Raw genomic sequence first — 20598 nt, forward strand, 5'->3', positions numbered from 1 at the left:
CGTCCTCGTTGACTCAGCGGCTACCAGGGCAAAGTGCGAGTGGGCTGTTTGGTGAGCGCAGAGTCAACCTGGGGCACTGATAAGTTATGCCGGTGACAGACAGCGAAGCCCCCGCAGGAAAGCCCGCATTTGTGTCCCGTTCGGTCCTCGTCACCGGGGGAAACCGGGGCATCGGACTGGCGATCGCGCAGCGACTGGCCGCCGACGGCCACAAGGTGGCCGTGACGCACCGCGGTTCCGGCGCACCCGAGGGACTGTTCGGCGTGGTGTGCGATGTCACCGACAACGACGCCGTCGACCGAGCCTTCACCGAGGTCGAAGAACACCAGGGCCCAGTCGAGGTGCTGGTGGCCAACGCCGGCATCTCCAAAGACGCGTTTTTGATGCGAATGACCGAAGAGCGCTTCGAAGAGGTCATCAACGCCAACCTCACCGGCGCTTTCCGCGTCACCCAGCGGGCGTCGCGCAGCATGCAGCGCAAGCGTTTTGGCCGGATCATCTACATCGGATCGGTCTCCGGCATGTGGGGGATCGGCAACCAGGCCAACTATGCGGCGGCCAAGGCGGGTCTGATCGGCATGGCCCGCTCGATCTCTCGCGAGCTGTCCAAGGCCGGCGTCACCGCGAACGTCGTTGCGCCCGGCTACATCGACACCGAGATGACCCGTGCCCTCGACGAGCGGATCCAGGCCGGCGCACTGGACTTCATCCCGGCCAAGCGGGTGGGTACCGCCGAGGAGGTCGCCGGTGCGGTCAGCTTCCTGGCATCTGAGGACGCAAGCTATATCGCCGGCGCGGTCATCCCCGTCGACGGCGGCATGGGCATGGGCCACTAGCGACTCGTTCAGTTCAAGATAGGGGACTTTTCATGGCAGGCATTCTCGAAGGCAAGCGGATCCTGGTCACCGGGATCATCACCGACTCCTCGATCGCATTCCATATCGCCAAGGTGGCGCAGGAGGCCGGCGCGCAGCTGGTGTGTACCGGCTTCGACCGGCTGCGGCTGATCCAGCGCATCATCGACCGGCTGCCGGAACCGGCGCCGCTGCTCGAACTCGATGTGCAGAATGAGGAGCACCTGGGCTCGTTGGCCGAGCGTGTCACCGAGGTGATCGGCGAGGGCAACAAGCTCGACGGCGTGGTGCACTCCATCGGCTTCATGCCGCAGACCGGCATGGGCATCAACCCGTTCTTCGACGCGCCCTACGAGGACGTCGCCAAGGGCATCCACATCTCGGCCTACTCCTACGCCTCGCTGGCCAAGGCGGTGTTGCCGATCATGAACCCCGGCGGCGGCATTGTCGGCATGGACTTCGACCCGACCCGGGCGATGCCGGCCTACAACTGGATGACGGTGGCCAAGAGTGCCCTGGAGTCGGTGAACCGTTTCGTGGCACGCGAGGCCGGCAAGGTCGGTGTGCGGTCGAATCTGGTTGCGGCCGGCCCGATCCGGACGCTGGCGATGAGCGCCATCGTGGGCGGTGCCCTCGGTGAGGGCGCCGGCGAGCAGATCCGGCTGCTGGAAGAGGGCTGGGACCAGCGGGCCCCGATCGGCTGGGACATGAAGGACCCGACGCCGGTGGCCAAAACCGTCTGCGCGCTGATGTCCGACTGGCTGCCGTCCACCACCGGAACGGTCGTCTACGCCGACGGTGGCGCTCACACCCAGTTGCTCTAGATGGACCTAGACGCCGTCCTGCTGCTGTCCTTCGGAGGTCCTGAAGGCCCGGAGCAGGTTCGGCCGTTCCTGGAGAACGTCACCCGGGGACGTGGGGTGCCGTCGGCCCGGCTCGACGCGGTCGCCGAGCACTACCTGCACTTCGGTGGCGTGTCGCCGATCAACGGGATCAACCGTGCGTTGGCCGATGCACTGCGTACCGAAATGCCCGGCCTGCCGGTGTATTTCGGGAACCGCAACTGGGAGCCCTACGCGCAGGACGTCGTCGCGGCGATGGCGGCAGACGGCGTGCGACGTGCCGCGGTATTCCCGACCTCGGCCTGGGGCGGATATTCGGGTTGCGACCAGTACGCCGAGGACATCGCCCGAGCGCGACAGGCGGTCGGGGAGCAGGCACCGGAATTGGTGAAACTGCGCCAATACTTTGACCACCCGCTGTTCGTGGCGATGTTCGCCCAGGCGATCACCACAGCCGCCGACAGCCTGCCGGCCGGCCTGCGGGACAGCGCCCGGCTGGTTTTCACCGCGCATTCCATCCCGGTGAGCGCCGACACACGCTACGGCCCACAGCTGTACAGCCGCCAGGTCGCCTACGCGACGACTCTGGTCGCGGCCGCCGCGGGCTACCGCGACTATGACCAGGTGTGGCAATCGCGCTCGGGGCCGCCGCAGGTGCCCTGGCTGGAGCCCGACGTCGAAACGCACCTGGCGGCCTTGGCAGCGGCCGGCGTGCGCGCGGTGATCGTGTGCCCGATCGGCTTTCTCAGCGACAACATCGAGGTGGTCTGGGATCTCGACAACGAAGTCCGCTCTGCCGCGCAGTCGGCGGGAATCGCCTACGCGCGGGCGGCCACGCCGAATGCCGACCGACGGCTGGCCCGGCTAGCCCGCGGCCTGGTCGAGGAACTGCGCGACGGCACCCCACCCGAACGCGTCGCCGGTTCGGCGGAACTGGGTTGCGGCTTCGGCGTGAACGGGGCACCGTGCGGGTCATCGCACTGCATCGCGGTCGTGGCACCGCCGTCTCGCTAGTTGCGCCAGGCCGAGTGCAGAATCTCGGTCACCGCTGCGCTGCGTGCTGAGCGCACCACCGTGGTCAGCGGTGCAACCGCATCCACGGCGCGCTGCACCGCAGCCGACGAATGAGCACTGGCGGTCAGCAGGTCGGCACTGACGGTGATGATCGCCTCGACGTGCGCGGCGCTGTGCAGAACGCGCACTGCACGGCTCGGAGCGTGATCCGGAATCCGGTGCAAGAGCACGGCTTCCATCATCTGCTCCACCCGCAGCCGCGGATCCTCCACACCGTAGTCGGCCCAGCGCGAACCGGTGGAGCCCAATGCGGCGGCCGCCGTTCGGACCGCCGACCGCAACGAGTACTCGGCGTCACCGAGATCATGCTGCTCGGCGGCCGGCACCCCCGGCAGGGCGTACACGATCCAGGACAGTGCCTCGGATTCGTCGTACTCGGGGACCAGCCCGATCGCGTCGCCGCGAGGACCGGAGACCAGTATCGCTTCGCCTGCCCCCACTGCATCCTGCGCGAATTGGGTTCCGGCCGGCAGACCGCGCACGTCGCCGGGGACCGGCAGCACCACGTTGATGGCCGGTTCGGTGCGCCCACCGGCCGCGGTGCGCAGCGTCTGCAGCAATGACGTCGTCCCGGCCTCGGTGACATCGGGCCAGGGCAGTCCCGAGCTGCCGGCGGCCACGGAGTCATAGGCATACACCGATTGCGCTGGCGCCCAGGCGGATAGCGCGTCAAGAACATCGTCGGGCGCCGCCTGGCCCGCAAGCCAGGCGTTGGCCCATACCGACAGGGAAACACTGGGGCACCACATGATGGACGCAGTGTATGTGGTCCAGCGGCTATCCTGACCGCATGCCGACTGCCCTGATCTGGTTGGTCTTCGCACTCGGGCTCGCAGGAGCCGAGGCCCTCACCGGCGACATGTTCCTGCTGATGCTCTCCGGTGGTGCGTTGTCGGCCGCGGCGACCAGCGCGCTGACGAACTGGCCGCTGTGGACCGACGGCGCGGTGTTCCTGGTGGTGTCAGTGCTGTTGCTGGCACTGGTGCGTCCCGCACTGCGCCGCCGGCTGTGGGCCGGAACCGGCGGCGAAACGGGGGTGCTGGCGCTGCAGGGCAAGACCGCCCTGGTGCTCGACCGCGTCGAACAGCACGGCGGCCGGGTGAAGCTGAACGGCGAGGTGTGGACCGCCCGCCCGCTCACCGACGGCGACGTTTTCGAACCGGGGGAGCAGGTCACCGTGATGCACATCGATGGAGCCACCGCGGTGGTCAGCAAGGTCCTGTAACGAAAGGAATCGTCATGGAAGGCGTCACAACCGGGCTGCTATTGCTGGCCGTGTTGGTGGTGTTCGCGATAATCGTGGTCGCCAAGTCGGTCGCGTTGATCCCGCAGGCCGAGGCGGCGGTCATCGAACGCCTGGGTCGCTACAGTCGCACCGTCAGCGGTCAGCTGACCCTGCTGGTCCCTTTCATCGACCGGGTGCGGGCCCGCATCGACCTGCGCGAGCGGGTGGTGTCGTTCCCGCCGCAGCCGGTGATCACCGAGGACAACTTGACGCTCAACATCGACACCGTGGTCTACTTCCAGGTCACCAACCCCAAGGCCGCGGTGTACGAGATCAGCAACTACATCGTCGGCGTGGAGCAGCTGACCACCACCACGCTGCGCAACGTGGTCGGCGGGATGACGCTGGAGCAGACCTTGACCTCCCGTGAGGTGATCAACAGCCAGCTGCGCGGGGTACTCGACGAGGCGACCGGCCGCTGGGGCCTGCGGGTGGCCCGGGTGGAGCTGCGCAGCATCGATCCGCCGCCGTCGATCCAGGCGTCGATGGAGAAGCAGATGAAGGCCGACCGCGAGAAGCGGGCCATGATCCTGACCGCCGAAGGCCAGCGCGAGGCCGCCATCAAACAGGCCGAGGGCCAGAAGCAGTCCGAGATCCTGACCGCTGAGGGCGCCAAACAGGCGGCGATCCTGGCCGCCGAAGGTGAACGGCAGTCCCGGATGCTGCGGGCCCAAGGTGAGCGGGCCGCCGCCTACCTGCAGGCCCAGGGCCAGGCCAAAGCGATCGAGAAGACGTTCGCGGCGATCAAGGCCGGCCGGCCCACCCCGGAACTGTTGGCCTACCAGTACCTGCAGGTGCTGCCGGAGATGGCGCGCGGTGGAGCAAACAAGGTGTGGGTGGTGCCCAGTGATTTCGGCACCGCCCTGCAGGGCTTCACCAAACTGCTCGGCGCGCCCGGCGAGGACGGCGTCTTCCGCTACCAGCCGTCACCCGTCGACGATCATCCGAACCGGCACGAGGACGACACCGACGAAGTCGCCGACTGGTTCACCACCAAGACCGATCCGGCGATCGCCCAGGCGGTCGCCAAGGCCGAGGCGGACGCGCGCAAGCCGGTCGAGGGCGGGTTGCCGGCTCAGCTCGATCCCGGTCCGGCGTGAGCGCGCTGACGGCGCGGCCAACCTACGCGGCGCTGGCCGCATTCCTGGCGGGTGACGCGGTGGCGTCGGCGATCCCGGTGCCCTATGTCGCCAAGAACATGGATGCCATGCGGATTCCCGAGGAGGTCCGCTGGGCGGTCCCGGTGGCCAAAGCCGCCACCGCGCTGGGACTGGCATCGGTGTTCCGCTTCCCGGGCGTCGCCCGGCTCACCACTGCGTTGTTGACGTTGTATTTCGCCGGTGCGCTGGGCATCCACCTGCGCGTGCGCAACCGGATCGCCAACATTGTGCCCGCGGTGCTGCTGTTGATGGTGTTCGCCACGATGACGGTCCAGGGCCCGCACACCGCCGGGAGCGGGGTACGGGCCCTGGAGTCGTAGCGGCTCGGGTTTCTAGCCTTTGCGGGCGGCTGCGGTGTGCTCGTCGAGGGGGGTCGCCTTGTAGGCGTAGGCGGCCACGACCGCGCCGAGCACCTGGGCGATCAGATAGACCCAGAGGAACTTCCAGGCGAAGATCCCTGACAGCATCAGGCCGAAGGTGATGGCCGGGTTGAACGCGGCGCCGGAGATGGCGCCGACCGCCACCACGCCGACGGTCACCACGAATCCGATCGCCAGACCGTAGAAGCTGTTGCCGGCACTGTCTTTGCTGGTTGCGGTGTGCAAGACGACATAACACAGCGCGAAGGTGAACACCAATTCGGCCAAGAATGCGGGCCAGACGGCGCCGGTCAGGTCAAGTGTGCCGGAGGCGTACTTGTCGTGCCACAGCCCGAATCCCACCCCGAAGGCGGCGAGTGCGCCGACCAATTGGGCGACGATGTAGGGCCCCAGTTCGCCCAATGGCAGCGCACCCCGCAAATACGCGGCGATCGAAACCGCCGGGTTCAGGTGGCCGCCCGAGATGTGCCCACTGGCGTAGACCATCACCATCAGCACCGAGCCGATGCCCAGCGCGGTGGCGGCGACGCATTCGGTGCCGGACAAGACGATGCCGAGCACAGCGAACATGAAAACGAACGTGCCGATCATTTCGGCCAAATATTTGCGCACCGAGGCGTTCCGATCAGCCATTGATCCGGTCCCTTCACTCCGTCGAGCCCTTGTCCAATTTGTGTTGTGCTAGCACATGGCACTAAAGAAGACTGTAACGGCGAAGAGGCTTCACCTCGCTATTTGCACACCGTTATTCACCGAATTGTTGCTGGATTAATGAGGGCTTCGTGTTGTTTGCCGGTGCGCTACCGGTCCAGGCGCAATTCGACCAGCGGCAGTGCCGTATTGGGTGGGGTCACCGGTTCGCCCAGCGTCTGCTCGAGCACAGCGCTGAACTTCGCCCAGGCGCGGGGGTGGCGTTCGATGTAGTGGTCCAGTACCCGGTCGGCTTCGGCCTGGCCCAACACTCGGGCGGTGGCCGGTGCCGAGGCCCTGCTCCCGGCGTAAACCCGGACCCGAGGGTTGGCGTTGATATTACGAAACCATTGGGCTCGGTCACCGAAACCCGATGCCACCACATAGCGGTCGCCGGCGGCGTGGTCGATGACTTCCAGGACGACGCGGCGGCAGGCGCCCGTCTTGCGCCCGATGTGCTCGAGCATCAGCAGGCGTTGGCCGAGGAGGCCGCCAAGTCGCGCGCGGTACAGCCAGATCGGGGCGCGCATCAGCCGTCGGGATCGCAACAGGCGGCTGACTGTGTCGGCCAAGGACGGCATCTTCAGCAGGTTACCCGCGGCGCTGCCGGCGCGCCGGACCATGCGCCGCGCGGACGAACAAGGTCAGCAGCGACTTGCCGACAGACCCGGCGGCCGACGGACTGTCCACCGAAACCGTGACCTGCTCGCCGAACCGGCGGCGAAGTTCGCGCTGCAATCGGTCGTAGAGCGTTGATTCCGAGGCGGGGCAGCCGTGGCAGGCGCCCGACATCCGCACCCGCACCTGGTCACCGGTCACCTCGACCAGCTCGATCGCGCCACCATGCGAGGCGGCGACGTCGCCGATCGGCCCGTCAAGCAGGTCCTGGACCGCGCGCGTCAGGTCGCCGGCGCACTCGGCGGGGGTCACCTGCCAGCGGGCCGGCTCCCGCAGCGCCTCGTCGAGCGCGATACGGATCTCCTCACCGAGAGCCCGCCAGCTCTGCTGGACGCTGAGTCTGATCGCGATCTCCGACCCGGTCACCGTCAGCTCATCGATGACGCCGTCGTCCTGCAGCTCACCCAGCCGGCCGGGAGCCTGCAGGACCCGCCCGGCAGCGGGCAGCTGGTCGTGGTCGAGCACCCACCGCACTCGTTGCGGGTCATCGGTCGCCACCGCATGCATGGGGATCATGCGCCCAGCCCCGACGCGATCGACCGCGCGGCGAATGCCATCACCCACGCCAAGACGAACATATAGCCGAAAGCGAAGGCAGGCCATCGCCAGGAATTGGTCTCCCGGCGCATCACCGCGACGGTGGACATGCACTGCAACGCGAACATGAAATACACCATCAGCGCGATGACCGTCGGTGCGGTGAACACCTGCCGGCCGTTGTCGTCGGTCATCGACACCAGCGCCTGGCGTGGGGCGGCGGGGTTGGTCGCTGCCGATACCTGACCGAGCGTGGACACGAACACCTCCCGCGCCGACAGCGACCCGACCAGCGCAATGTTGGTGCGCCAGTCGAAGCCCAGGGGTGCGAAAACCGGCTCGATTGCCCTGCCGATGCCGGCGGCGTAGCTGTGGTCCAGCACATAGGCGGCGGCGTCCGGTTGTGGCAGCGCGGCCGTCTCGGAGCCACGGGTGGGCAGATTCATCAACACCCACAGCACCAGCGATGTGGCCAAGATGACGGTTCCGGCCTTGCGCAAGAAGATCTTCGCCGCATTCCACATCGCGATGAGAACGGCGCTGGGCGACGGAAACCGATACGGCGGCAGTTCCATGGTGAACGGCAGCAGGTCGCTGCGCAGAATCGTCGACTTGAACACCGCTGCGGCCAGCAGCGCGCAGGTGCCACCGCCCAGATACAGCAAAAACATCGTGACGCCCTGGGCGCTCAAGCCCCACCAACGCGTCTGCGGTTCCACCAGGAGCCCGACGAGCAGGGTGTAGACCGGCAGCCGCGCTGAGCACGTCATCAATGGGGCACTGATGATCGTGGCGATCCGATCACGCGAGGACGGCAGTGTGCGCGTCGCCATGATCCCGGGGATCGCGCAGGCGAACGAGGACAGCATCGCCACGAACGCGCGCCCTTCCAGTCCGGTTCTGGCCATGACGCGATCCATCAGGAACGCGGCACGGGACATGTAACCGACGTTCTCCAGCAGTGCGATCAGCATGAACAGCAACACGATCTGCGGAATGAACTGCAACACGGTGCCGACCCCGCCGATCACCCCATCGCCGAGCACGCCGCCAAGAATGGTTCCGCCGAGGTGACTGTTGACCTGCGATCCCAGCCAGTCGAGTCCCGCGGCGATCCGATCTTGCAGTGGGGCAGCGAGGGTGAAGATGACCTGGAAGAACGCGAACATGACCGCGAAGAAGATGACGATGCCCCACAGCGGATGCAGGACCAATCCGTCGATCCGGGCGGTCCGCTGATCCCGGTGCGGGGCAACATAGTCCGCGGCGCTCAGCACCGAGGTGCCCCAGGCGTCGAGCGCCTCGGCCTCCGGCGGCGGCAGTACCGCCGGCCGCGACCAGCTGTCACGAGAACCCAACAGTGCGCGCAGGCCCTCGATGCCCGCGCCGCGGTTGGCAATCACGGCGACGACCGGCACGCCGATCGCGGTCGTGAGGGCTTCTATGTCGACTCCGCCGTGGCGCGAACGCAATTCGTCGGTCATGGTGAGCACCAGCAGGGTGGGAAGGTCCAGGCGCAGCACTTGGCCCACCAAGGTGATCGAGCGGCGCAGCGTGGTGGCGTCGGCGACCAACACGATCGCGTCGGGGCGCCCGATCCCGTCGATTCCGCCGGCCAACACGTCGGCAACAACCTGTTCGTCCGGACTGATCGGGTCCAGGCTGTAGGTGCCGGGCAGGTCTTCGACCGCCACGTCGACACCACCGGCGGTCATCACTCCGACGCTGCGCCCTACCGTGACGCCCGGATAGTTGCCGGTCTTGGCGCGCAGCCCGGTCAGATGATTGAACAGACTGGTTTTGCCGGCGTTCGGGCTTCCGACCAGCGCGATCCGCTGGGCCGGCGTCACATCGACGGCAGCGGCAAGGTCATCGTGGCAGTGCGTCATGGCCGACCATCACAGACGCCGTCGATCTCGATCAGCTGGGCTTCCCGGCGGCGCAGACACAGTTCGGTGTCTTGCACGCGATAGATGGTGGGATCGCCCAGCGGTGCCCGGCGGACCACGTCGACGCGGGTGGACGGACGGAATCCGAGCTGGCGCAGTCGGTTTGCCACCGCCTGCGGGGCGTGCGGTGCGGCACCGGTGATGGTGGCCCGCTGGCCCGGCACCAAGTCGGCGAGCACGGCCGCCGATTCGGTTTCCTGCGACGATCGCCGGCGCCACCTGCGCATCAGATGCCCTAACGTTAGATCAGCTTACTGCCTGAAAGGTACGCCTGATTCACCGATCACGCGTGCGGCCCCGTCGCCGCGATCAGCCGATGGCCACCGGTTCAGCCGGGTCGCGCTCGTGGGTTTCCGGGCCGGCCCCGGGCTGGTGCGCGCGGTGGGAGCGCACCTCGTAGACCAGCAGTGCCACCCCGACCGCGGCGGTGCATGCCGAGACCGCGAACAGCAGCGGGCTCACCTCACCGGTCAGGGCGTCGCCGAGCACCACCACCGCGGCCGTGCCCGGCAGCAGACCGACCAGGGTGGCCACCGTGTAGGGCACCAGCCGCACTGCCGAGGCGCCGGCGGCGTAGTTGATCACCGAGAACGGGATCGCCGGAATCAACCGCAGTGAGATCACCGCCGGCCACCCACGCTGACGAAGGCGGGCGTCGAGCGAGTCGAGCCGCGGATGACGCACCACCCGGCTCACCTGCCAACCGAACACCCGCATCAGGACCAGCACACCCACGGCGCTCAGCGCACTGGCCACCACCGCCAGCAGAACGCCCAGCCACGGGCCGAACAGCAGACCGGCGGCCAGCGTGAACGCGGTCCGCGGGAAGGGGAACACCGTGACGACGGTGTGCGCCACCAGAAACGCCACCGGAAACCACGGGCCCAACGTCTGCGCCCAGTCCCGCAGCTGCACGGCCGAGGGAACGGGGACCAGCAGGGCCAGCGCGACCACGCTCAGGATGACCGCCGTGGTCAACGCCAGCCGCCGGAGCGCCACCTGGCGCGCGGTGGCGATGAATGCCGGCCAGGCAGCACGTAGTACTTGCCGGATTCGGCTGGCGGCGGGCATCACGGCACTCAAGAGTACGGGCCGGGGATGAACACTTCGCGTCACGCAGACGGAGTTTCTTCGCTCGGCACACCTCACCCGTGTCGGCCGATCGGCATCATTTAGCCTGGTTGACACATATCGGGTAGCGCTTCAACAGCTACTCGCGAGTAACCACAGGAGTCGCCGGTGTCCATCGACGTGTCCGCCGAACCCGCCGGCATGGAGCAGGCCCGAGCCCGCTGGCGTGCCGCCGTGGCCGGGGTGCTGGCCAAGAGCGCGCGCCGCGAGCCGGCCGATATCGACGCCGAGACCGGCGGTGAGCCCGAGCGGCTGCTGGACACCCCCGTCGAGGGGTTGGCGGGGCAGGGCGGGTTCGCTATCCGGCCGCTCTACACCGCGTTGGACGCGCTGCCGGAGCCTCCGTTGCCGGGCCAGTGGCCCTACGTGCGCGGTGCCGACGCCCGGCGTGATGTCAACACCGGCTGGAAGGTCGCTGAGGTCTTTCCCATCGGCGGGCAGGGATCGGCCGCCGACGCCAATGGCGCCGTACTGAGTGCCCTGACCGACGGAGTCAGTGCGCTGACCCTGCGGGTCGGAGACGCGGGCGTGCCGGCCGCGGAGCTGAGGCAAGTCTTCGACGACGTGTACCTGGACCTGGTTCCGGTGCTGCTCGACGGCGCGGGTGCCGGCGACTACACCACCGCCGCCGAGACCATGCTGGCGTTGGTCGACGCGCTCGACTCGGAAAACCGCGCCAACCTGTCGGTCGATCTGGGCGCCGACCCGCTGACCGCGCCGCTGGCGGACCGTCCGGCACCGTCGCTCGACGAGGTGATCGCGGTGGCGTCGCGGGCCGTCGGCCATCAGGGAGTGCGGGCCATCGCCGTCAACGGTCCGGCCCTGCACAACCTGGGCGCCGGTGCGTCAGGGGAGCTGGCGGCCGGACTCGCCGCGGCCGTGGCCTACCTGCGCCTGCTCACCGAGTCCGGCCTGTCGGTGGCCGACGCCGCCCGCCAGATCAGTTTCCGGATCGCCGCCGACGACGACCAATTCATCACGATCGCCAAGATCCGGGCAGCGCGCCAACTCTGGGCGCGGGTCACCGAGGTGGCCGGGGCACCAGCAGCCGGCGCCGCCGTCGTCCATGCCGAGACGTCCCTGGCGATGATGACGCAGCGTGACCCGTGGGTGAACATGCTGCGTACCACGCTGGCCGCCTTCGGCGCCGGTGTCGGTGGGGCGGACACCGTGCTGGTGTGGCCGTTCGACACGGTGATTCCGGGCGGGCAGCCCGGCACCTCGACAACGTTCTCGCGGCGGATCGCCCGCAACACCCAACTGCTGCTGCTGGAGGAGTCGCACCTGGGCCAGGTGCTGGACCCGGCCGGCGGCTCCTGGTTCGTCGAAGACCTCACCGAACAGTTGGCGCGGCAGGCCTGGCGCCAGTTCCAGGAGATCGAAGCACTCGGAGGATTCGAGGCCGCCCGCGAACACATCGGCGAGCGGATCGCCGAGGTTGCCGCCGCCCGGGCCGAGGACATCGCACATCGGCGCAGCGCGATCACCGGGGTCAACGAGTACCCGAACCTCGATGAGCCGCCGTTGCCGCCGTCCGCGACGCAGAATGCCCCGGCCGGAGTGCGGCGCTACGCGGCGCAGTTCGAGACGTTGCGTGACCGCTCCGACGCGTACCTGGCGCGCACCGGTGCCCGGCCGCAGGTGTTGCTGCTGCCGCTGGGGCCGATCGCTGAACACAACATTCGGACCACCTTCGCCGCCAACCTGCTGGCCTCCGGCGGCATCGCGGTCATCAATCCCGGCACACTGGACGCCGAGCAGGTGGCCGCCGCGGTCGCAGCGGCAGGCTCACCCGATGCGGTGGTGCTGTGCGGCGGCGATGCCCGCTACGGCGCCGAAGCGGCCGCGGTCATCGGGGCGGCTCGTACCGCCGGAGTCGACCGGGTCTACCTGGCGGGTCCGGCGAAGGCCTTGGCAGGCAACACGGACACCGATCCGAAGCCGGACGACTACCTGACCATGAAAATCGATGCGGTGCAGGCGCTGTCGGACTTACTGACCCGATTGGGGGCCTGAAAGCCATGACCACGAGCACCTCACACGGCACGGTCGGCAGCTTCGCCGACGTCGCGCTGCACGGTGAGCGCAGCGCTGAACCGGTAACCGAGAGCGCCGTCGCCGAGCACATCGCGGCCGCCGCGGCCGCGCACGGCTACACCCCCGAACAGCTCGAATGGCACACCCCGGAGGGAATCGCGGTCAAGCCGGTGTACACCGCCGCCGACCGTGCCGCCGCGGTGGCCGAGGGCTATCCGCTGGACAGCTTCCCCGGCGAGGCCCCATTCGTGCGTGGACCCTATCCGACGATGTACGTCAACCAGCCGTGGACGATTCGCCAGTACGCCGGTTTCTCGACCGCGGCGGACTCCAACGCGTTCTACCGCCGCAACCTCGCGGCCGGTCAGAAGGGTCTGTCGGTCGCGTTCGACCTGGCCACCCACCGCGGCTACGACTCCGACCACCCCCGGGTGCAGGGCGACGTCGGAATGGCCGGGGTGGCCATCGATTCCATTCTGGACATGCGGCAACTGTTCGACGGGATCGACCTGAGCGCGGTCAGTGTCTCGATGACCATGAACGGCGCTGTGCTGCCGATCCTGGCGCTGTACGTGGTGGCCGCCGAGGAGCAGGGGGTGCCGCCGGAGAAACTGGCCGGCACCATCCAGAACGACATCCTCAAAGAGTTCATGGTGCGCAACACCTACATCTATCCGCCGAAGCCGTCGATGCGGATCATCTCCGACATCTTCGGCTACACCAGCGCGAAGATGCCGAAGTTCAATTCGATCTCGATTTCGGGCTACCACATTCAAGAGGCCGGTGCCACAGCCGATCTGGAGTTGGCCTACACGCTGGCCGACGGGGTGGACTACATCAAGGCCGGCCTGGACGCCGGTCTGGACATCGATAAGTTCGCGCCCCGGCTGTCGTTCTTCTGGGGCATCGGGATGAACTTCTTCATGGAGGTCGCCAAGCTGCGCGCGGGCCGGCTGTTGTGGAGTGAGCTGGTCGCACGGTTCGACCCCAAGAGCGCGAAATCGCTGTCGTTGCGCACGCATTCGCAGACCTCGGGATGGTCGCTGACCGCCCAGGATGTCTTTAACAACGTCGCGCGCACCTGCGTGGAGGCGATGGCCGCCACCCAGGGCCACACCCAGTCGCTGCACACCAACGCCCTCGACGAGGCGCTGGCGCTGCCCACCGACTTCTCCGCCCGCATCGCCCGCAACACCCAGTTGCTGCTGCAGCAGGAGTCGGGCACCACCCGGCCGATCGACCCGTGGGGCGGCTCCTACTACGTGGAGTGGCTGACCCATCAGTTGGCGCAGCGGGCCCGGGCGCACATCGAGGAGGTCGAGGCGCACGGCGGCATGGCCCAGGCCATCAGCGAGGGCATCCCGAAACTGCGCATTGAGGAGGCCGCCGCTCGCACCCAGGCCCGCATCGACTCCGGGCGTCAGCCGCTGATCGGCGTCAACAAGTACCAGGTCGCCGAAGACCAGGAGATCGAGGTCCTCAAGGTCGAGAACAGCCGGGTGCGCGCCGAACAGCTGGCCAAGCTCGACCAGTTGCGCGCCGAGCGCGACGAGGCGGCCTGCCAGGCCGCGCTGGCCGAGCTGACCCGGGCGGCCGGCGCCAATGGACCGGCTGGGGAGGACGGGCTCGGTAACAACCTGATGGCGCTGGCCATCGACGCCGCCCGGGCCAAGGCCACCCTCGGGGAGATCTCCGACGCGCTGGAGAAGGTCTACGGTCGCCATCAGGCCGAGATCCGTACCATCTCCGGCGTCTACCGTGACGAAGTCGGGAAAGGCAGCAATATCGCTCGCGCAACCGCTCTGGTGGAGAAGTTCGCCGAGGCCGACGGCCGCCGGCCCCGCATCCTGGTCGCCAAGATGGGCCAGGACGGGCACGACCGCGGCCAGAAGGTGATCGCCACCGCGTTCGCCGACATCGGCTTCGACGTCGACGTCGGCGCCCTGTTCTCCACCCCCGACGAGGTGGCGCGTCAGGCTGCCGACAACGATGTGCACGTGGTCGGGGTGTCCTCGCTGGCCGCCGGCCACCTGACGTTGGTGCCGGCACTGCGTGACGCGCTGGCGCAGGTGGGTCGGCCCGACATCACGATCGTGGTCGGGGGAGTCATCCCGCCTGGCGACTTCGACGAGCTCTATGCCGCCGGGGCGACCGCGATCTTCCCGCCTGGCACGGTGATCGCCGATGCTGCGGTGGACCTGCTGAAGACCCTCGCGTCTCAGCGGGGCTACCAGCTCGCTGACCAAGAAGAACCGGCGGCAGACCAGAAATAGATGGCCGACAACCTGTCTGACACCGTTGCCGAGTTGGCGGCGGCGGTGCGCTCCGGCGACCGCTCGGTGCTGCCCCGGGCCATCACCCTGGTCGAGTCCACCCGCGCCGACCATCGTCAGCAGGCGCAGGAACTGCTGTTGGCGCTGTTGCCGGACGCCGGCGGGGCTCGGCGGGTGGGCATCACCGGCGTTCCCGGTGTGGGCAAGTCGACCACCATCGAGGCCCTCGGAATGCACCTCATCGAGCAAGGCCATCGGGTCGCAGTGCTGGCGGTCGACCCGTCCTCGACGCGCACCGGTGGTTCGATCCTGGGGGACAAGACCCGGATGCAGCGGTTGGGGACGCACGAACGCGCCTACATCCGGCCCTCGCCCACGTCGGGCACCCTGGGCGGGGTCGCCAAGGCCACCCGCGAGACAGTGGTACTGCTGGAGGCCGCCGGCTTCGATGTGATCCTGATCGAGACCGTCGGCGTCGGCCAGTCCGAGGTCACGGTCGCAGGCATGGTCGACACCTTCGTCTTCTTGACACTGGCGCGCACCGGCGACCAGTTGCAGGGCATCAAGAAGGGTGTGCTGGAACTGGCCGACATCGTGGTGGTCAACAAGGCCGACGGCCACCACCTCGCCGAGGCGCGCCTGGCCGCGCGGGAATTGTCGACCGCGATCCGACTCATCTACCCCCGCGAAACACTCTGGCGACCACCGGTTTTGACGATGAGTGCCATCGAGGGCACCGGGCTGTCGGAATTCTGGGACACCGTGGAGCGGCATCGGCAGACGCTGATCGATGCCGGCGAGTTCGATGCCCGGCGACGGGCACAACAGGTGGACTGGACCCGCCAGCTGGTGCGCGACGCCGTGCTCGAACGCGCCCTGTCGGACCCGGCGGTGCGGGAAGTGCGCACCGAGGTGGAACAGCAGGTACTGCGCGGGGAACTGACTCCTGCGCTGGCCGCCCAGCGAATCCTTGGGGCCATCTGGAATTAGTGGCACGCGCGTGCGGTAATCCGACTTATGTCTGCCGGTCGGCGCGGTAGATTCCCAAGCATGACGCAGCATCTCAACGTTCGCCGGTCAGGGCTTCCGGCGAACGTGCACGGCGCGGCCGACCCCAACTTCGCCTGTGCTGTGCGCGCCTTCGCCGCGATGTTCCCGGGCCGCCGCTACGGCGGCGGGGCGCTGGCGATCTACCTCGATGGTGAGCCCGTGGTGGACGTGTGGACCGGGTGGTCGGACCGGGCAGGACGGGTGCCGTGGTCGGCCGACACCGGAGCCATGGTTTTCTCGGCGACCAAAGGAGCGGCCTCGACGGTCATCCATCGGCTCGTCGACCGGGGCCTGCTCGACTACGACGTGCCGGTGGCGCAGTACTGGCCGGAATTCGGAGCGAACGGCAAAGCCGCGATCACCGTCCGCGAGCTGTTGGGACACCGGGCAGGGCTGACCCACCTCAACGGCGCCAGCAGGTCCGACCTGCTGGACCACATGACGATGGAAGCCCGGATGGCCGCCGCGGCGCCGGGACCCGAGCGCGGCAAACCCGCCTATCACGCGCTGACCTACGGCTGGCTGGTGTCCGGGCTGGCCCGGGCCGTCACCGGCGTCGGCATGCGTGCGCTGTTCCGCACGGAGCTGGCCGAGCCGTTGGGTGTCGACGGACTGCACTTGGGCCGGCCTCCCGCCGACGCTCCCACCGTCGCCGCGGAGATCATCATGCCCCAGCGCAGCCGGCGGAACGCGGTAGTGGACCTGCTGGCGCCCAGGGCTGCCGCGGCGCTGCGGTACGGCGGACTCGGTGCCTTCTACTTCCCGGGGGTGATGGACACCGTCCGCGGCGGCATCCCGTTCCTGGACACCGAGGCCGCTGCTCTCAACGGGGTGGCCACCGCCCGTGGGCTGGCCCGCCTCTACGGCGCACTGGCCAACGGCGGACAGCTCAACGGCACCCAGCTTCTGTCGCGCCGGATCGTGGCGGGCCTGACCGGTCCGCACAGCATCGAGATGGACCGCACCATCGGGGTTCCGTTGGCCTTCCACCTGGGTTATCACGCAATCCCGTTCGGGCCGGTGCTGCCGGGATTTGGCCATGTCGGCCTGGGTGGTTCCCTGGGCTGGGCGGATCCGGCCTCCGGGCTGGCGATCGGCTTCGTGCACAACCGGCTGCTGACCCCATTCGTGGCGGTCGATCACGCCGGATTCGTCGGAACGGCCGCCCTGATCCGCCGGGGAGTGGCCCGAGGACGCCGGCGCGGCTACACCCCGATCCCGCAGCTGGGGGAGCCGTTCGCCGCGCTGGATGCCGCCACCGGCTAGTGATCTTCTGCTTCCCGCTGCGCCGCTGTGCTGATGGCGGCGACCCGCTTCACCCGGCTCCGCCGGGTTCGCGATCGCCGCTAAGGTTGCCGGGTGACTGACCGTACGCCGAAGCTCTACATCTTCCCGCATGCCGGCGGATCGCCGCAGTACTACGTTCCGTTCTCCAAGACCTTCACCACCGACGTCAAGCGCATCGGGGTCCAGTACCCGGGCAAGGGCGGAACCCACGACCTCGGCGCCTTCACCAGCATCGAAGAACTCGCCGACCAGGTCTGCAAGACAGTCGCGCCGCCGAGCCCGGCAGACGGGCCGGTCGCCTTCTTCGGTCACAGCATGGGTGCGCTGTTGGCCTTCGAGGTGGCACGCCGATTCGAGGCGGACGGACATCGGATTGCCGCACTATTCGTGTCGGCGGCAGGTGCGCCGGGTCGAGCCGGCTACGACAACATCCCCGAGTCCGATCGCGGCCTGCTGGACGCCGTCAGCACCATGACCGGAGTCAACCCCGAATTCCTGGAGAACGAGGAGTTCGCGGCCAAGATTCTGCCGACTCTTCGTGGCCTGAAGGCCATCGCGAACTATGACTGCCCGCCCGAGGCGCGTGTGTCGTGCCCCATATTTGCGTTCCATGGTGACGAAGATGACGTCGCCACCGATGAAAAGGTGGGGCCTTGGGCGGAGCGTACCACCGCCGAATTCAGCGCAAGGGTGTTCACCGCTCCCGGCCACCACTTCTACCTCACCGAACACCTCCCGGAACTGGTCGGCGATATCGAAAAGAAGATCGCGCAGTACTGCCAGAGATGACGTGCCCGGCCCGGTCCGGAATATGAATCGGCACTTGGTGCCGAAGTTACTCGTGATGCGCGCCAATGACTTCTCCGCTACTATGGCGGACCTGCTGCGTTTGCGCTGTACGCGGGCCATAAATTGCCTGTCAGCAGCGCGTCCGTGGTAGCCTCCGCGGGAGGGAAACACCTGGGATGTCGGGGTCCAAGGAGTTTTAGCGCAGGTTCCAAACATCCAGAAGGGGTACCCCGTGTCGTTGGTCGAATCATCCGCACCGGCCGTGTCGGCCGGGCGATCTCGGCGCTCGCAGCACCCCGCCCCCGTCTTTACCCGGCACGGCGAGCAACCGACGTGCGCTGAGGCTGACGTATTCAGCTGAGCAACTCAGCTAGGGATGCCCGCTAGACCTGATCGCGCGGGGTAACCCATCCCAAATGTCGCTAATCCAATTGCATACCTCCGCTGTGCAGGGACCTTGCGCAGCGAAGCCGTCAGCTCGGACAGCAATCGCAACGACTCTCGACGGAGCCGAAATACTCAGCAGGTGAGGTCCACGGACTTGACAGCACAAGGAGAAGACAACGCAATGTCGGTAACCGAAACGCACATCCCGACCCTGTTGGCGAACCTGGAACGGGACAAGCCGGACGCGCCTGCGTACACGTTCATCGACTACGACGTCGACCCCGCCGGCTACCGCGAGACCGTGACCTGGTCGCAACTGCGCAACCGCGTGCGGGTCGTGGCGGCAGAACTGGCAACCTGCGCCTCTCCGGGGGATCGAGTGGCGATCCTGGCCCCGCAGAGCCTGGAGTACGTCGTCGGGTTCTACGGTGCGCTGGAGGCGGGCCTGATCGCCGTTCCGCTGCCGGTGCCGATGTTCGGCGTGCACGACGAGCGCGTGTCGGCGGCGCTGCGCGACAGCGCTCCGGCCGCGATCCTGACGACGACGTCGGCGGTCGGTGACATCGCCAGCTCGATCAAGGGGCTGGGCGGCAAGTCGCCGGTGGTCATCGAGGTCGATGCCCTGGATCTGGACTCCGAGCCGGTGACGACACCCGGCGCGACCGCGCAGACCAAGATCGCCTTCCTGCAGTACACGTCCGGCTCGACCCGGACCCCGGCCGGCGTCATGGTCACGCACACCAACGCCGTCTCGAACATGTGGCAGATGGCCTCGGACACGTTCGCGCTGACCGGTGGGGTGCCACCGTCAGAGCTCAACATCGTGTCGTGGATGCCCTTCTACCACGACCTGGGCCTGCTCGGCACCGTCATCTACCCCATGGTCCTGGGTGTGCACACCGTGCACATGAGCCCGATGGCGTTTCTGGCGAAGCCTTCCCGATGGATGCAAGAACTCGCCAAAGCTCCCATCGGCTTCACCGGTGGGCCGAACTTCGCCTACGAGCTGGCCGTGCGGCGCACCTCCGATGAGGACATGGCCGGGCTCACCCTGGGCAACGTGCACACCTACTGCTTCGGTGCGGAGCGCATCCATGCCGCGACACTGCGACGTTTCGTCGACCGATTCGCCAAGTTCGACCTGAACCCGGCCGCCCTACGGCCCGGCTACGGGCTCGCCGAGGCCAGCGTCTACTTGACGTCGAATGTCCCCGGCAACCCGCCGCCGACCGCGCGGTTCGACTACACCAAGCTGGCCGCCGGTACGGCCGAGCCCAGTGGTGCCGAGGGTGGCGTCGAGCTGGTTAGCTGCGGTGTCCCACGGGCCTGCACGCTGCGTATCGTGGACCCGGAAACCCAGACCGAAAACCCGGAAGGCAAAGTCGGGGAGATCTGGACGCACGGCCCCAACGTCGCGGCGGGCTACTGGCACAACCAGCAGGCCACCGAGTCCACCTTCGGCGGCAAGCTGGTCGACCCGACGCCGGGGACGCCGCAGGGGCCCTGGCTCATGACCGGCGACCTCGGTGTGATCTCCGGCGGAGAGCTCTACATCGTCGGCCGGATCAAGGATCTGCTGATCGTCGACGGGCGTAACCACTACCCGGACGACATCGAGGCAACCGTTCAGGAAATCACCGGTGGGCGTGTCGCTGCGGTCTCGATCCCCAATAGTCAGTCTGAGCAGCTTGTTACGATTGTGGAGTTCAAGAACAAGGGGGGTTCCGATGCGGAGATCCTGGACAGGCTGACCGAGGTGCGTCGCAAAGTGACGGCCGCGCTGTCCAAGGCACACGGACTGGTGAGCGGTGACTTGGTCCTCGTGTCGCCGGGTGCTATCCCGATCACGACCAGTGGCAAGATTCGCCGTTCCAGCTGTGTGGAGATCTACCAGCGTGATGGGTTCGACCGACTGGATGCTACCGCTCGGTCTGTGTGACTGATGACGAGCTGCTCGCGCGGCTCTCGGGGAGGTTGAGTTGAGCGAGAAGAGTGCTGCGCCGGTCGGGGGGCCGGATCGTCGGGCGATTGTTGCTGAGGCGCTGCGCAAGATTGATGATTTGACGGCGCGGTTGGCGGTTGCTGAGGCGGGTGATACTGAGCCGATTGCGGTGGTGGGTGTGGGGTGTCGTCTGCCTGGTGGGGTGGATGGTCCGGCTGCGTTGTGGCGGTTGTTGTGTGATGAGGGTTCGGGG

The 20598-nt window shown here is 67.7% G+C and carries 20 protein-coding genes; 13 read left to right on the plus strand and 7 right to left on the minus strand.

Translation table 11 applies throughout. The features are described 5' to 3' along the window. The first annotated feature begins 92 nt into the window (after nt 1-92). Genes fabG1 through BN4346_RS36890 form a run of 3 tightly spaced genes read left to right on the plus strand, consistent with a single transcriptional unit; the run spans nt 93 to nt 2710 of the window. On the plus strand, nt 93-836 hold the full coding sequence (gene fabG1, locus BN4346_RS36880) for a 3-oxoacyl-ACP reductase FabG1 (protein ID WP_407695082.1): 744 nt from the start codon (nt 93-95) through the stop codon (nt 834-836). A 32-nt stretch (nt 837-868) separates the two neighbouring features. Further along, nucleotides 869-1678, plus strand: coding sequence for an NADH-dependent enoyl-ACP reductase InhA (gene inhA, locus BN4346_RS36885; RefSeq protein WP_067973144.1), 810 nt, complete (start codon nt 869-871; stop codon nt 1676-1678). Continuing rightward, entirely contained in the window at nt 1679-2710 is a 1032-nt protein-coding gene (locus tag BN4346_RS36890; protein WP_067973145.1) for a ferrochelatase, read from the plus strand. It begins immediately after the preceding gene. Here the strand turns inward: BN4346_RS36890 and BN4346_RS36895 are convergent. After that, on the minus strand, nt 2707-3519 hold the full coding sequence (locus BN4346_RS36895; protein WP_067973146.1) for a hypothetical protein: 813 nt from the start codon (nt 3517-3519) through the stop codon (nt 2707-2709). The genes BN4346_RS36890 and BN4346_RS36895 overlap by 4 nt on opposite strands. Nucleotides 3520-3560: 41 nt before the next feature. Between BN4346_RS36895 and BN4346_RS36900 the strand changes: the two genes are divergently transcribed. The 3 genes from BN4346_RS36900 to BN4346_RS36910 are packed head-to-tail and all read left to right on the plus strand — an operon-like array spanning nt 3561 to nt 5535. Further along, on the plus strand, nt 3561-3995 hold the full coding sequence (locus BN4346_RS36900) for an NfeD family protein (protein WP_067973150.1): 435 nt from the start codon (nt 3561-3563) through the stop codon (nt 3993-3995). Between the two features lie 14 nt (nt 3996-4009). After that, nucleotides 4010-5155, plus strand: a complete 1146-nt coding sequence (locus BN4346_RS36905) for an SPFH domain-containing protein (RefSeq protein ID WP_067973153.1) — start codon at nt 4010-4012, stop codon at nt 5153-5155. Next, entirely contained in the window at nt 5152-5535 is a 384-nt protein-coding gene (locus tag BN4346_RS36910; protein ID WP_067973156.1) for a DoxX family protein, read from the plus strand. Before BN4346_RS36905 ends, BN4346_RS36910 begins: the two co-directional genes overlap by 4 nt. A gap of 12 nt (nt 5536-5547) precedes the next feature. Here BN4346_RS36910 and BN4346_RS36915 read toward each other — a convergent pair whose 3' ends face one another. The 6 genes from BN4346_RS36915 to BN4346_RS36940 all read right to left on the minus strand — a co-directional run bounded on the left by BN4346_RS36915 (nt 5548) and on the right by BN4346_RS36940 (nt 10520). Then, nucleotides 5548-6228: an MIP/aquaporin family protein gene (locus BN4346_RS36915; protein ID WP_067973159.1), complete on the minus strand. Its 681-nt coding sequence runs from the start codon at nt 6226-6228 to the stop codon at nt 5548-5550. A gap of 167 nt (nt 6229-6395) precedes the next feature. Beyond that, on the minus strand, nt 6396-6866 hold the full coding sequence (locus BN4346_RS36920; protein WP_067973232.1) for a nitroreductase family deazaflavin-dependent oxidoreductase: 471 nt from the start codon (nt 6864-6866) through the stop codon (nt 6396-6398). 10 nt (nt 6867-6876) lie between these two features. Continuing rightward, a complete protein-coding gene (locus BN4346_RS36925; RefSeq protein ID WP_067973160.1) occupies nt 6877-7479 on the minus strand; it encodes a NifU family protein in 603 nt (200 codons plus the stop codon). After that, nucleotides 7476-9389, minus strand: coding sequence for a ferrous iron transporter B (feoB, locus tag BN4346_RS36930; RefSeq protein ID WP_067973161.1), 1914 nt, complete (start codon nt 9387-9389; stop codon nt 7476-7478). The genes BN4346_RS36925 and feoB overlap by 4 nt, the downstream gene beginning before the upstream one ends. Next, on the minus strand, nt 9386-9676 hold the full coding sequence (locus tag BN4346_RS36935; protein ID WP_067973164.1) for a FeoA family protein: 291 nt from the start codon (nt 9674-9676) through the stop codon (nt 9386-9388). Before BN4346_RS36935 ends, feoB begins: the two co-directional genes overlap by 4 nt. 82 nt (nt 9677-9758) lie before the next feature. Beyond that, nucleotides 9759-10520 carry a TVP38/TMEM64 family protein gene (locus tag BN4346_RS36940; RefSeq protein ID WP_067973167.1) on the minus strand — a complete coding sequence of 254 codons (762 nt, stop codon included), beginning with the start codon at nt 10518-10520 and terminating at the stop codon, nt 9759-9761. A 168-nt stretch (nt 10521-10688) separates the two neighbouring features. On the opposite strand from BN4346_RS36940, the gene mutA reads away from it, so the two are divergent. The 7 genes from mutA to BN4346_RS47340 form a co-directional block, all read left to right on the plus strand. Continuing rightward, complete coding sequence (gene mutA / locus BN4346_RS36945; protein WP_067973169.1) at nt 10689-12596, plus strand: methylmalonyl-CoA mutase small subunit; 1908 nt, start codon at nt 10689-10691, stop codon at nt 12594-12596. A 5-nt stretch (nt 12597-12601) separates the two neighbouring features. After that, nucleotides 12602-14890, plus strand: coding sequence for a methylmalonyl-CoA mutase (gene scpA / locus BN4346_RS36950; RefSeq protein ID WP_067973171.1), 2289 nt, complete (start codon nt 12602-12604; stop codon nt 14888-14890). Beyond that, nucleotides 14891-15880, plus strand: coding sequence for a methylmalonyl Co-A mutase-associated GTPase MeaB (gene meaB / locus BN4346_RS36955; RefSeq protein WP_067973174.1), 990 nt, complete (start codon nt 14891-14893; stop codon nt 15878-15880). It abuts the gene before it with no gap. A gap of 60 nt (nt 15881-15940) precedes the next feature. Further along, nucleotides 15941-17206, plus strand: a complete 1266-nt coding sequence (gene lipL / locus BN4346_RS36960) for an esterase/beta-lactamase LipL (protein WP_067973176.1) — start codon at nt 15941-15943, stop codon at nt 17204-17206. A 93-nt stretch (nt 17207-17299) separates the two neighbouring features. Continuing rightward, nucleotides 17300-18016 (plus strand): thioesterase II family protein, encoded by a 717-nt coding sequence (locus tag BN4346_RS36965; RefSeq protein WP_067973178.1) that lies wholly within the window; start codon nt 17300-17302, stop codon nt 18014-18016. 568 nt (nt 18017-18584) lie between these two features. Continuing rightward, nucleotides 18585-20342 (plus strand): AMP-binding protein, encoded by a 1758-nt coding sequence (locus BN4346_RS36970; protein WP_067973181.1) that lies wholly within the window; start codon nt 18585-18587, stop codon nt 20340-20342. 40 nt (nt 20343-20382) lie between these two features. After that, nucleotides 20383-20598, plus strand: a 216-nt coding sequence (locus BN4346_RS47340; protein ID WP_154677659.1) for a beta-ketoacyl synthase N-terminal-like domain-containing protein, incomplete at its 3' end; no start/stop codon positions are given.

This window comes from Mycolicibacter icosiumassiliensis, from assembly GCF_900078685.2.
Classification (GTDB): Bacteria; Actinomycetota; Actinomycetes; order Mycobacteriales; family Mycobacteriaceae; genus Mycobacterium; species Mycobacterium icosiumassiliensis.

Bases quoted from the DNA above. Each gene is read 5' to 3' on its own strand.
- inhA (WP_067973144.1), top strand. From the start codon at position 869: ATGGCAGGCATTCTCGAAGGCAAGCGGATCCTGGTCACCGGGATCATC.
- BN4346_RS36890 (WP_067973145.1), top strand. From the start codon at position 1,679: ATGGACCTAGACGCCGTCCTGCTGCTGTCCTTCGGAGGTCCTGAAGGC.
- BN4346_RS36895 (WP_067973146.1), bottom strand. From the start codon at position 3,519: ATGTGGTGCCCCAGTGTTTCCCTGTCGGTATGGGCCAACGCCTGGCTT.
- BN4346_RS36900 (WP_067973150.1), top strand. From the start codon at position 3,561: ATGCCGACTGCCCTGATCTGGTTGGTCTTCGCACTCGGGCTCGCAGGA.
- BN4346_RS36905 (WP_067973153.1), top strand. From the start codon at position 4,010: ATGGAAGGCGTCACAACCGGGCTGCTATTGCTGGCCGTGTTGGTGGTG.
- BN4346_RS36915 (WP_067973159.1), bottom strand. From the start codon at position 6,228: ATGGCTGATCGGAACGCCTCGGTGCGCAAATATTTGGCCGAAATGATC.
- BN4346_RS36920 (WP_067973232.1), bottom strand. From the start codon at position 6,866: ATGCCGTCCTTGGCCGACACAGTCAGCCGCCTGTTGCGATCCCGACGG.
- BN4346_RS36925 (WP_067973160.1), bottom strand. From the start codon at position 7,479: ATGATCCCCATGCATGCGGTGGCGACCGATGACCCGCAACGAGTGCGG.
- feoB (WP_067973161.1), bottom strand. From the start codon at position 9,389: ATGACGCACTGCCACGATGACCTTGCCGCTGCCGTCGATGTGACGCCG.
- BN4346_RS36935 (WP_067973164.1), bottom strand. From the start codon at position 9,676: ATGCGCAGGTGGCGCCGGCGATCGTCGCAGGAAACCGAATCGGCGGCC.
- BN4346_RS36940 (WP_067973167.1), bottom strand. From the start codon at position 10,520: ATGCCCGCCGCCAGCCGAATCCGGCAAGTACTACGTGCTGCCTGGCCG.
- scpA (WP_067973171.1), top strand. From the start codon at position 12,602: ATGACCACGAGCACCTCACACGGCACGGTCGGCAGCTTCGCCGACGTC.
- meaB (WP_067973174.1), top strand. From the start codon at position 14,891: ATGGCCGACAACCTGTCTGACACCGTTGCCGAGTTGGCGGCGGCGGTG.
- lipL (WP_067973176.1), top strand. From the start codon at position 15,941: ATGACGCAGCATCTCAACGTTCGCCGGTCAGGGCTTCCGGCGAACGTG.
- BN4346_RS36970 (WP_067973181.1), top strand. From the start codon at position 18,585: ATGTCGGTAACCGAAACGCACATCCCGACCCTGTTGGCGAACCTGGAA.